9 protein-coding genes are annotated in these 12,281 nt (G+C 68.1%); 3 read left to right on the top strand and 6 right to left on the bottom strand.

The window, feature by feature from the left end:
* Position 1: 1 nt before the first annotated feature.
* Positions 2–781 carry an isoprenyl transferase gene (locus LDL21_RS03265; protein ID WP_067485647.1) on the bottom strand — a complete coding sequence of 260 codons (780 nt, stop codon included), beginning with the start codon at positions 779–781 and terminating at the stop codon, positions 2–4.
* A gap of 137 nt (positions 782–918) precedes the next feature.
* The gene (locus tag LDL21_RS03260; RefSeq protein WP_225278740.1) at positions 919–1,563 is read right to left on the bottom strand and encodes a TetR/AcrR family transcriptional regulator; all 645 of its coding nucleotides are present in this window, start codon (positions 1,561–1,563) and stop codon (positions 919–921) included.
* Between the two features lie 101 nt (positions 1,564–1,664).
* Between LDL21_RS03260 and LDL21_RS03255 the strand changes: the two genes are divergently transcribed.
* The 3 genes from LDL21_RS03255 (at position 1,665) to LDL21_RS03245 (ending at position 4,500) form a co-directional block, all read left to right on the top strand.
* On the top strand, positions 1,665–2,066 hold the full coding sequence (locus tag LDL21_RS03255) for a Dabb family protein (protein ID WP_225278739.1): 402 nt from the start codon (positions 1,665–1,667) through the stop codon (positions 2,064–2,066).
* Between the two features lie 159 nt (positions 2,067–2,225).
* On the top strand, positions 2,226–2,900 hold the full coding sequence (gene trhA / locus LDL21_RS03250) for a PAQR family membrane homeostasis protein TrhA (protein WP_225278738.1): 675 nt from the start codon (positions 2,226–2,228) through the stop codon (positions 2,898–2,900).
* 118 nt (positions 2,901–3,018) lie between these two features.
* Entirely contained in the window at positions 3,019–4,500 is a 1,482-nt protein-coding gene (locus tag LDL21_RS03245) for an adenylate/guanylate cyclase domain-containing protein (protein ID WP_225278737.1), read from the top strand.
* A gap of 105 nt (positions 4,501–4,605) precedes the next feature.
* Here LDL21_RS03245 and LDL21_RS03240 read toward each other — a convergent pair whose 3' ends face one another.
* The 4 genes from LDL21_RS03240 to LDL21_RS03225 form a co-directional block, all read right to left on the bottom strand.
* Positions 4,606–6,657, bottom strand: a complete 2,052-nt coding sequence (locus LDL21_RS03240) for a thioredoxin domain-containing protein (protein WP_225278736.1) — start codon at positions 6,655–6,657, stop codon at positions 4,606–4,608.
* A 42-nt stretch (positions 6,658–6,699) separates the two neighbouring features.
* Complete coding sequence (locus LDL21_RS03235; RefSeq protein WP_225278735.1) at positions 6,700–7,341, bottom strand: CPBP family intramembrane glutamic endopeptidase; 642 nt, start codon at positions 7,339–7,341, stop codon at positions 6,700–6,702.
* Positions 7,342–7,686: 345 nt separating this feature from the next.
* Positions 7,687–10,461 (bottom strand): tetratricopeptide repeat protein, encoded by a 2,775-nt coding sequence (locus LDL21_RS03230; protein WP_225278734.1) that lies wholly within the window; start codon positions 10,459–10,461, stop codon positions 7,687–7,689.
* Positions 10,458–12,254, bottom strand: coding sequence for an HSP90 family protein (locus LDL21_RS03225; protein WP_225278733.1), 1,797 nt, complete (start codon positions 12,252–12,254; stop codon positions 10,458–10,460). The genes LDL21_RS03230 and LDL21_RS03225 overlap by 4 nt, the downstream gene beginning before the upstream one ends.
* Between the last annotated feature and the right edge of the window lie 27 nt (positions 12,255–12,281).

Here is a 12,281-nt window from a genome sequence, read left to right as displayed (position 1 = left end):
ATCACACCCCGAAGCGACGGTGCCGCGCCGCGTAATCCCGCAGCGCGCGAAGAAAATCGACCCGCCGGAACTCCGGCCAGTACGCCTCGGTGAACCAGATCTCCGAATACGCGCTCTGCCACAACAGGAAACCCGAAAGCCGCTGCTCCCCAGAGGTTCTGATCACCAGATCCGGATCCGGCTGGCCCGAGGTGTACAGATGCTGGCCGATCGCGTCGACCGTGATCGACTGCACCAGATCCTCACCCGACTCCCCCGCCGCGATCTCCTGACGCACCAGCGAGCGCACCGCGTCGGTGATCTCCTGCCGACCCCCGTACCCCACAGCCACATTCACGTGCACACCGTCGCGCCCGCTCGTGCGCTCGGCCGCCACCCGCAGCCGCTTGGCGATCAACTCGGGGAAACCGGCGAGCGAACCGACGATCCGCACACTCCAGTTCTGCTCCGGCGCCGACAACTCCTCGACCACATCGGTGATCACCTCGAACAGCGTCTCGAGCTCCTCGGGATCGCGGCGCAGGTTCTCCGTCGACAGCAGGTAGACGGTCACCATCTCGATGCCCTCGGCGGCACACCAGCCGACCAGCTCGGCGATCTTCAGCGCACCGACCCGATGACCGTGGCTGACATCGGTGAACCCGTTCTCACGCGCCCAGCGTCGATTCCCGTCGCACATCACCGCCACGTGGCGGGGGTGCTGCTTGTCGGCCAGCTGCTTGGACAGCCTGGCTTCATAGACGCGGTACGGCAACCCTCGCACCCGACCGAAAAACTCCACGCCCGCACCCTACGCCTGGGCCGCCTCCCCGTGACTTTTGCCGGTCGTGGGTACGGGGTGAGGGGCGTGCCGGGCCGGCGGTTGTGGAGGTGCTCGGGTTTTGGGATGGCTGGGGAGTTACCCATGTTCTTGCGAGATCAGGGGGTGGCTTTCTCGGAGCCGGGGGTGAGGTAGGCGCGGAGGAAGGTGTCGGTCGCGGCTTCGGCTACGGCGCGTAGTTCGGTGGCCGGGATCTTGCGGGCGCCCAGGTGTGAGCGTGCCTCGAGGGGGCCGGTGAGCAGGGCCAGGTACTGCTCGGCGGCTGTGTCCGGGTCGCAGGCACGCAATCGACCTGCCAGCGCCAGCCGGGCCAGTCGGTCGGCCAGTGCTTCGCGCAGCCGGACCGAGGTGCGCTGCTGCACCTGCAGGGCCAGGTCGGCGAAGTCCTCGGCTTGGGCGTAGGCCAGTCGGTGCAGGGATCGGCCGCGCTCACCGGCGCACACCTGCAGCAACCGGTACGCCGAGTCGAGGAACGCTGGCCGCGGATCGTCACCGACGTCGCGCAGGGTGTCCACGGCCGCAAGGGTTTCCGCGCTCACCACCTCGGCCGCCGTCAACAAGGCTTCCCGGAACAGGGTGCCCTTGTCGGTGAGGTGGTTGTACACGGTCGGTTTCGCGACACCGGCCTCGTCGGCGATCTCCTGTACGCAGGTCTGCGCGTATCCGCGCCGCGCGAAGACCGCGAACGCGGCCGCCAGAATCTGCTGTCGCTTGTCGATACGACCCCGCGCCGGTGCTGCCACTCGGCAAGCCTACCGCCACTGGTTGGCTCGGCGGTTCAGTCTTGCGGCCTTACCAGTTAGTACTCTAAATTGAACTCGCCAGTTCAATTCGAGGAGATTTCATGCTTGTCCACGTGCTCAGATTCCGGTTCCGCGACGAGACCACCGAGGAGCAACGCGCCGAAGTGCTCGCCACCATGCGCCGCACCGCTGCCATCGATTCGGTGAGCTTCGCGACCGTCGGCCAGAACCTCGGCAATCCCGCCGAAGGCCTCACCCATGGCTATTGCGTCGGCATCGAGGACCTCGACGCCTTGGAGCGCTACATGCACGATCCGATCCACCTGGCCGGCGATCCGCTCATCGCGCCACACTTCGCCGAACTCGTCATCGGCCCCGACCTGTCCGACGACATGAACCCCGAACTCGGCGCCGAGATCATGGCCATGCACGAGCGCAAGGCCGCCATGTACCCGGAGTGGGCCGCACTGATGGCCACCATTCCCGAGGTCCACTTCGCCTGACCGCACCCCTTCGAGGACTGCAGGCCGACAGCCTCTCCGGCGGGGCCGTGGGTGGATTCCGTTTGTGTGGTTGTCGGCACCTTCGACGGTAGTCGGCGGGGGTCTCACGTACCGTTGGGGGCGTAACTTACGGTTCCGTAGGTTTGACTGGAGGTGGTCGTGGAGGCGATCGGTAGCGATTCGGGTGTGCCTGTCGCGCTGGTGAAGCCGCGGTTTCGCGGGTGGATTCATACGTGGGCGTTCGGTGTGGCCGTGGTCGCGGTGGCGGCGCTCGCGGTGGCCGGGTTCGCGCGCTCGGCCACGGCCGGGTGGGCGACCGTGGTCTACGGGGTCGCGGTGTGCGGGCTGTTCGGCGTGAGCGCGGTGTACCACCGGGTGACCTGGGCGAGCGTGCGGACCCGGGTGCGGATGAAGCGGCTGGACCACTCGATGATCTTCGTGTTCATCGCGGGCAGTTACACCCCGTTCGCGGTGCTCGGCCTTCCCGACAGCACCGGGCGCACCTTGCTGATCGTGGTCTGGGTCGGGGCACTCGCGGGAGTCGCCCTCAAGGTGCTGTGGCCTACCGCGCCCAGGTGGGTCGGCGTGCCGTTGTATCTGCTGCTCGGATGGGCCGTGGTCCCGGTCGCACCGACCCTCCTGCACAACGTGGGGGTGCTGCCGCTGGTGCTGCTCGCCATCGGCGGGGTGATCTACAGCGTGGGGGCCGTGCTGTACGCGACGAAGTGGCCCAACCCGTGGCCGGACTTCGGGCACCACGAGTTCTTCCACGCCGCGACCGTCGTCGCGGCGCTGTGCCACTACATCGCGATCTGGCTCGTCGTGCTCGGCTGAGCGGCGTGCGTGCGCGGCGTCCTCGGCCGCGCCTTCTATGCTGGACAGTTGTGTCGATCATTCGCGCGGCTCGCCCCGCCCCGGCCCCGTCACGGGGTGCGGTAGACGGGTGTGCGCGGTGAACCGGCTGGTCCGCTGGCTACTGCGGTCGCACTGGGGGCTCGCCCTCGTGGTCATCACCGCGAACTTCGTCGGCGTCGGCGCCATCTTCCTCATCTCCTGGGCCGGTGGCGTGTTCAGCCGGGTGGGCGACGACTGGCACGACGCGGCCTGGCTCATCGCCATCTACCCGGCCTTCGGATTCGCCCTCGGCATCGGCCTCGCGATCTACGACCGCCGAAAACACCTGCGCTGGCTGGACGAGGGACGCAAACCGACACCGGACGAAGCTCGCCAGCTGATCCAGCTGCCCGCCGCGATCACCGTGCGCGCCGTGCTGATCTGGCTGCCCGGCATCATCCTCACCGTGTGGCTGGTCGACCGGTTCACCGACTACCACAACACCATCGTGATCGGGGCGGGGTTCATTCTCGGCGCCCTCGAATCGGCCGGTGTGATCTATCTGATCCTGGACCGGCTGATCCGCCCGACCGTACCCATCGTCGCCGCCGTCCTCGGGCCGACCGTGCATCCGAGTGCCACGGTGCTGGTGCGCGTGCTCGTCACCTGGGCGGTGTCGGGTGCGCTCCCGGGGCTCATCGTCATCGTGGTGCTCAGCGACCGCACCACGCCCGCGAGCGACCGGGTGCGCGCGGCCTGGATGTTCTCGATCGTCGCCCTCGGCGTCGGGATGCTGGCCACCGCGCTGCTCGCGCGCTCGGTCGCGACCCCGATGCGGGCCATGTACCGGGCGCTGGACCGGATCACCCGCGGGGAACTCGACGTGCGGGTGCCCGTCGGCAGCGCGAGTGAGATCGGGCGGCTCGAACACTCCGTCAACGAACTGGCTACCACCCTGCGCGAACAGGCGCACATGGAGGACATGTTCGGCAAACACGTCGGCTCGACGGTCGCCGAGCGCGCGCTGGCAGGCAGCGCCGACCTCACCGGTGACGTGCGCACGGTGTCGGCACTGTTCATCGACGTCACCGGTTCGGTGCGGCTGTCGGCCGAGATGGAGCCGGTGGAATTCGTACACAAGCTCAATCGGCTGCTGGCCACCGTCGTCGCGGCCACCGAGGACAACGGCGGGCTGGTCAACAAATTCCAGGGCGACGCCGCCCTGTGCATCTTCGGTGCGCCCTCGGCACTGCGCGACAACGCCACCCCGGCTCTGCGCGCCGCACGCCGCATCCGCGACGAAGTGGTGGCCACCGGGGAACTCGACATCGGTATCGGCGTGGCAAGGGGCAAGGTGTTCGCGGGCGACGTCGGCTCCGATACCCGCCTCGAGTTCACCGTCATCGGCGACGCCGTCAACGAAGCGGCTCGGCTCACCACCGTCGCCAAAGAAGTGACGCGGCGGGTGCTGGTCAGCGATGACGTCGTGCAGGCGTCCGCACCCGCTGAACGCGCTAAATGGAAGCGGCACAAGGACATTCGCCTGCGCGGCATCCCCGGGCGCACCCGGACCTGGACCGATATCCCACCGAACCGCTGATCGGCGGCACCTGCCGAGCGGCCGAATCGAATCCGCTTGCCCCACAAGGGCGTAGGTTGCGCCTAATTGCCGACAAGACCAGGCCGCCCCGACCGAGACCCTCTGTCAGGTGCGCAGAGCCAGAGTCAGGTCCGCGGGGTCGGTGACGGGGAGGTCGCAGATCGAACCTCGGCAGACGTAGGCGGCGGGGTGGCCGTCGACGAGGGGGCGGTCGGTGAGCAGTGGGGCGGCGTCCGGGGGCGCGGCGAGCACGATCGAGCCGCCCGGTGCGGCCGTGCGGGCGGCTGCGAGGAGTTCCATGGTGGCCGAGGTCTTTTCGGTTGCGGCGATGGCCACCTGGAACGGGCCGCGGACGGCGGCTTCGGCGACGGCGAGCCAATGGCCCGCGGTGCGCGGTGCGCGGTCGAGCAGGAGTGCGCCGCGGGCGAGGGTGTGATCGGCCAGCTCGCGGTAGCGGACGGCGCGGTCGGGGTCGGCGACGGCCGAGGCGGTGAGCAGGGCCTCGGCGAGGGCGGAGGTGCCCGAGGGGGTGGCGCCGTCGATGGGGTCTCGGGGGCGGGTCACCAGGGTTTCGGCGTCGTCGGCGGTGTCGAACCAGCTGCCGGGACGGTCGGGGTCGGCGAAATGCTCGATCGCCGCGTCGAGGATCACCTGGGCGGCGGCGAGCCAATCGGGTTCGCCGGTGGCCTGGTACAGGGCGAGCAGGCCGGTGGTGAGCCAGGCGTAGTCCTCGAGCACGGCGGGTGGGGCGCCCGCGACACCGTCGAGGGAGGCGCGGCGCAGGCGTCCGTCGACGAGGTGCACGTCGAGCAGGAAACGCGCGCACCGCACGGCAGCAGCCACCCAGGACGGTTCCTCCAGCGCCGCACCGGCTTCCGCGAGCGCGGTGATGGCCATCCCGTTCCAGGCGGTGACCACTTTGTCGTCGCGCGCCGGTTGCGGGCGCTCGGTGCGAATCCGGAACAGCTCGGCGCGCAACCGATCGAACCGGGCCGACTGTTCGGCGTCGACCGGGTCGCTGTGGCGGGTGAGCACGGAGGTGCCCTGTTCGAAGTTGCCCGCCGTGGTGACACCGAATGCGTCGGCGGCCCACATGCCGTCGAGCGGGCCGAGTTCGCCGACCAGCTCGGCGGGCGTCCACACATAGGTGGCGCCCTCCACACCCGGACCGCCCGGCTCGAGGTGGGTGTCGGCGTCGAGGGCGGAGGCGAAACCGCCTTCGGCGGTACCGAGATCCGCGAGCAGGAATTCGACCGTCTCGCGGGAAACCCTGTGCGGCAACGATTCCAATGGGGTCGCCGGTGCTCGTCTGGCCAGATGAGCGTAGGCGCGCAACAACAGGGCGTTGTCGTAGAGCATCTTCTCGAAGTGCGGCACAAGCCAATTCGCGTCGACCGCGTATCTGGCGAACCCGCCACGCAACTGGTCGTAGATGCCGCCGCGCGCCATCGCCTCGGCCGCGCGCTCTACCAGGTCGAACACGGCCTGGTCGCCGGTGCGTTCCCAATGCCGCAGCAGGCCCTCGAGCATCGCCGACGGCGGAAACTTCGGTGCCCCACCGAATCCGCCGTGTACCCGGTCCTCGTCGGCGGCGACGGCGAGGACCGCTTTGTCGAGAAGTTCTGCGGTGAGGGCGATCTCACCGTCGGGCAGGCCGGTCGCCTGCGCGCGCAGGGCCTCGGTGACCTGGTCGGCGGCCTTGTCCACCTCGTCGCGGCGGTTGCGCCACGTCTCGGTGATGGCCGTGAGCAGCTGGGTGAACGAGGGCATCCCGCCGCGCGGTTGCTTGGGGTAGTAGGTGCCGCAGTAGAACGGCGCACCGTCGGGGGTGAGGAAGCAGGTCATCGGCCACCCGCCCTGTCCGGTCATGGCGACGGTCGCGGTCATGTACACCGCGTCCAGGTCGGGGCGTTCCTCCCGGTCGACCTTCACGCACACGAAGTCGGCGTTCATCTGCTCGGCCGTCGCTACGTCCTCGAACGACTCGTGCGCCATCACATGGCACCAGTGACACGACGCGTACCCGACCGAGAGCAGGATCGGCACATCCCGCTCGGCCGCCTCGGCCAGTGCATCGGCATCCCACTCCCGCCAATGCACCGGGTTGTCGGCGTGCTGACGCAGATACGGCGAAGTCGCGCTACCCAACCGGTTCACGCTGCCAGCGTGCCACACGTGCCGAGACAGTGCCGACAACCATCAGCGGCGGGTTCCCACCGCGCGAACCGTCATCGTGGCCACGGCGACCAGCACGGCGGCCACCGCGACGAAAACGATCTGCGGCCGGTCCGTCGTGGCGTCTCCGGCCAGCAGATATCCCGCGATATTGATCAACCAGTGCCCGATCGAGGCGACGATCACACGCTGACCGAAACTCCCCGTGCCCAGATAGCCGAGCACCATCGCGAACGCCGTCGTCGCCACGAAGAAGCACATCGCGACCACCGGCCCGGCCGTGAAGGCCTGGACATGCCACAGCGCCCACACCGCCCCGGTCACCGCCACGGCCCCGAACCTGGCCATCCGCGCTTCGAGCATCGGCTGCATCAACCCCCGCCACCCGATCTCCTCCCCACCGGCCCCGACCAGTTGCACCACGAGAAACACGACGAAGGGCACACTCCCGATCGCGGCAGGCCCCACGGTGGCCGTCCCCGACGCAACCGCCACCCCCATGAGCAGCAACCAGTACCCGACACACACCGCGACGATTGCCGCGACATTCCTGGCCGCCCGCCGACCGGAAACCGCAGCGGGGAGCACCGCGGCGACGGTCTTGCGGAACACCAGCCATGTGGTGAGGGCACCGACCGCCGGGGCGAATTGAACCAGTGACAGCACGGCCGGATCTATCCCCGAAAAAGGCTGCACCGCAAGGAAAAACACCGAAGCGGCAAGGGTTGTCACAACATAGGCACCGATCGCACCCCAAATTTTCACCCCACCCGCCGTTCGCTCCACATCGGCGGGACTCGGGGAGATGTCGGCGATACGCACGTGACCACCTTGACGGTCCCCACCCGGCGACACATCACTCCGCAGTCCGATTCAGTTGTTGTACCGCAGCGGTATTGACAAGTTCCTACTGCGGCTCAGCACCTCAGAGCGGGACAACCTCGAGCATGCTCTCCAGCCCCTACGTCAAGCGTAGCCCTCCGTGCTACACCGGTTACGGCGTAGTGGCGGTCACCGCCGGCTCGGTAGCGGGTGGTGCTGAGCTTCGAGGCTGCCGAGCAATGCGGACAACTCGTCGACGACGGGCTCATCCTTCGGATAACGGGGGATCGACGACCGCAACACCGTCACCGCGAGATCCGGTCGTGCGGCAGCCAGATGTTGCTGAGCCAGGAACAGGGCCGCCATACCCGCTGTGGAGTAGTAGCCGGTGGCCTGCAGCGTGTCCTGCGCACGCACCGTATGTTCCAGCGCCGCAGCGGTTTTCCCACGCGCGAACAACACGTGCGCGATAGCGAGATCCAGACGTGCGGCATGGTCGGAGGCGGTCGCCTCGATCGCCCGCGCCTGCTCCAGCGCCGTCTCCGCCGCGTCCACCGCACCAGCGCGCACGTGGGCTATCACCTCCTTCATCCGAAGGGTTCGCAGCACGCGCGGTGTCTGGGGCGCCTGCGCACTCAGGTCAGCCGCCACATGGAAGTCGGTGGCCGCCGCGGCCGGACGGTTGAGCCGCAGGAGGAGGTCGCCCGCCTGGCTGTGCGCGTACAGGGCGGTGTGGTGTCGATCGGCAGCCAGCGCCTCGTCGACGAGGGTGTGATATTCGCTGACGGCGCGATCGAGGCGGCCGAGTTCGCGCAACGAATCAGCCAGGACGCTACGGCCGGTGACCATCGTGACGGCATCACCTAGCGCACCGTTTCGGCGGGCACGATCCGCCCACGCACAGGCGTATTCGCTGTGCCGAAGGGCTTGTTCCCAGTCGCTCAGCGCGGCGCACACTTCGGCAAGCTTCACCCAGTGGGCCCGTTTCGAGGTGTTGAGAATATCGATCGCGTCATATTCGTGTGCGGCAAAGGACAATTCGACGAGGGCCTCCTCGTTGCGCCCAGCACTATGCAACGTCTCACCGCGCAGCCACCGCAATGCCGCGATCACCAGGCGTCCCGTGTGCGGCGGCAACGCGCTCTGGCATCGGTCGAGACTGTCGAGCAAGGCGGGCCAGTCCTTGGTTTTCCCGAAGAGTGTGCCCAGCTGATTCAGCACCTGCCTGGCCCGGAAATCAGCACCGCCTGCGGCCAGCGCGCAGACCGCGGCGGTGTAGTCGACGGCGATCAGCTTCACGTCATCACCGCGCCCTTGCCGCATCCACCCGTATTGATAGCGAGCCTCCCCGAGCAGTCGTGGGTCGCCGATCATCTCCGCGCGGCGAACGACTTCCTCGATCAGCGGATAACCGTTGCCATCGCGCTCGAGGGCATACTGGAGAGCGGCCAACGTCACCTCCGCGTGGCCGACCGATTCCGGGTCCGCTTCGGCGCGAAGCCTTTCCAACGGTGCCGACAGCTCCTCCAATGCCTCGGCCCAACGCTTCTCGAACCGCAACCAACCCGCCGCCGCAACCAGGCACAGGTCCCCGCGCACGGGTTCGCCCGCTGCCGCGAAAGCCGCTGCTGCTTCGCGCAGCCGGGGGAGCGTGGTGTCATCATCGGCGCGGCGAGCCTTCAGTTCGAGTACTCCCGCGGCAACAGCCGGGTCTGTCGGCTCCCCGACCAATCCGAGATACTGACCCGCCGCGATGCCGAGTCCTCGGTCGAGCAGCCAGCGCGCGGCGTGTACCGCGACGTCGGGTGTGCACCCGATCGGTGAGACACGGTGCAGGACCGGTCGTGCGCCGGGCCGCAACGGCAGGAACTCGAGCAACGGATCGGCGGACAATCTGCGTGTGACCTGCTCGGTCTGCCAGGTCGTGCCGTTGCGCGCGTCGAACGTCGCGGCCAGCGCCAGGGCCTCTGCCCGCAACTCGTTGTGCCGTTCGGACAGCGTCTTCGTCGGATGCTTGCCCGAGCAACCACGGCACGGCACCGCCTCGGGACCGCGGCCGAGCCGGACCAGACGTCCGAGGGCGACAGCGCAGCTCGTAGCGAATTCCATGCGGCCGTACGGGCGGCTCAACGTCGTGAAGTGGCACATGCGTCGCCGGTATCGCTCGAATGCTTCGGCTTCGTTCCCCGTCAGCGCCAGGAATTCGATGACCTTGCTCGGATACTCGTAACGCCACGGGCCACCGTCGTCGAACCCGCGATCCATCCGCTGGAATACCTCTGCCACCCGCTCCGGGGGAAGTCTGGTCGCCCAGAACGGCAGCATGTGTGCTTCGATCGGCGCGGTCGACTCGGCGAAGGTCAACCGGCCGTCGAGCACCGGCTCGGCGAGTGCGAGGGCGCGATCGACGGAGGCACGATCCCCGCGATGAACCAGGCGCTCGATCTCGTTCTCGAAGTCCCACATATAGTTCGGTCGCGGCCCACCGGCCAGGTGCCATTGCCGATAGGCGACCTCCTCCGCAGCCCAATCGCCGCGCACATACGCCAACCAGCGCTCGGCCGTGTGCAATCCGGCGAGGCTGTGCCGGTGCGCGGCGAACCGGCGGCGAATATCGGCGTGCAGGCCGGTGATCTGTTCGACGCTGATCTCGGGATACTCCGCCATGGTCGTCACCGTGCGCACATACCACGAGCGCAGTGAGTACTCCTCGTGCGGACCGAAATCCTCCGGGCGGCTGTCGAACTCGGCCAGACACCGCGCGAACAGCGGAAAGCCCTTCTCCCACTGGCCCGAGACGCAGTGCCGATCCGCCAGATCACGTCGTGCGCGGAAGGCCAGCCGGTGGTAACCACCCGCTTCGGCGTGCGCGATGATCTCCGCCAATTCATCCAAGGCTGCTTCGTGCCAACCGGAATCCAGTGTGCGATAGCGGGTTTGGAGCTCGGCTTCGCTGTAGCTCATCGGATCGCGTCCTGACCGCGCATCGCCCACTGCAGCAGGCCGCTGAACGAGCGGTTCATCAGCGCGCTCTCGGTGGCACCGAGCGGATGTCTACCCTGCAGCAAGGCCTGTGCGAACAACGACTCGATCGCCAGGCCGATCAGGTGCGGGTCCGTCAGGTCGAGCATGGTGACCACGATCGGATTGCGCAGGTTCAGAACCAGTTGGTGTGTGCCCTCGGGCTGGTCGGCCGGTTCGACGGCCGCCAGCACGTCGGCCCACAGGCCATCGGTGCGCGCCTTGGTCTCGCTGCGCTCTCGCGACCGGTAGACATCCCGGTCGGCGAGGAACAGCGCGGGTAGCTGCGCCGGATCGAAGGATTTGGCGACCGGAACGCAGTCCAGCGATGCCAGGGTTTGCCGCGCGTGGCCGAGGATGTACGCCACGCGCGGATCGTCCTCGGGTGCCGCGTCGAATCGGGTGGCGAGTTCGGTGGGATCGAGTCCGCGGACGACGAGGGCGGGGTCGAGGGTGGTCAGGCGGTTCATGATCGCCACGTCGTAGGTGTAGCCGCCGTTGATCAGGCCGATGCCCTGGGCGGCGGCGACAGCGGCCAACTCGCGGAACTCGTCGGCGGTGGTGGTGTAGCGGACGATGGGGCTGCGGCGACAGAACTCCGCGAGTGTCATCGGCCCCCAGCCGGTTTCCATCGGCCACCAGTCGAAGACCAGCCGCAGCATCGCGTCATCATGGAGGGCAAGCGCTTTCACACCGAGATGGTGGACAGCGAGGAACGCGTGCAGCGTCGACGGATCGGTCACCGACATCGTGACGAGCCAATCGCGGATACGGCTGCCGAGCGCGCGGCGGGTGGCGACGAGCAGATCGTCGGAGTACAGGGATTCACGGCTCGCGGTCGGGCGGAGTTCGGTGGTGTCGACCACGCAGCGTGCGAAGAAGGCCCACTCCGGCAGCAGGTCGGTCACCTCGTCGCCCAGCAGCATCCGGCGCAGGTATACCCGATGTCCGCCGCGCACAGCGGGGTTGGCGGGCACCGGCAGGATGAACGCGACGCCGGTCAGCCCGGCCTCGGCCACCGAGAGGTCGAGGCAGTCCAGCGGCCGGAAGCCGAAGGTCTGTTCGGCGTAGGCGTACAGCGCCGCCGTTCGCTCAGCGGCCGTCCGGTACGGCACCTGCCACGGGAGCGTCCCCACCGTCACCGGCGTATCGGCGACCGACACCGGAACAGGCAGCAGCCCACCGAATTTCCGCGCGAGCTCCAGCACCGTCGCGTACTCGAACCACCGGCTGTGGTCGGGCCGCGGTGAAAGCACCACGGTGGTACCGGGTTCCGGGCGTTCGACCGCCGCGCGGGTGACTGAGTACTGGCCCGAGGACCGGCCGAGCCATTCGAGCGTCGGTCCACCGCGTGCCGACCTGGTCAGCACCCGCACGTGATCGGAGACCAGGAAGCACGACAGCAGTCCGATACCGAACTGGCCGAGGAACTCCTGACGAGTGAACCCGAGCTCGTCGCGCTTGGAGCTGTTGCCGATGGTGGCGAGGAAGGTGTGCACCTCGTCTTCGGTCAGGCCGATGCCGTTGTCGTGGATCCGCAAGGTGCCGTCGCCGGTGTGCTCGATCGTCTCGATATCGATCCCGCCCGACCACTGCGGGTGGAGCCCCTGCCGAGCCGCGATCGCATCGACACCGTTCTGCAGCACCTCCCGTAGGAACACCTGAGGACTCGAATAAAGGTGATGGCTGAGCAGATCGACGATGCCACGCAGATCTACCTGGAATGTCCGTTCCATTGTGAATGCCCCCCGGCAGGTCGATGA

Origin of the sequence: Nocardia rosealba (assembly GCF_020216065.1) — a bacterium.
GTDB lineage: Bacteria > Actinomycetota > Actinomycetes > Mycobacteriales > Mycobacteriaceae > Nocardia > Nocardia rosealba.
Note: the sequence above shows the minus strand (reverse complement) of the source record. Positions and strands in the feature narration are given on the sequence as shown.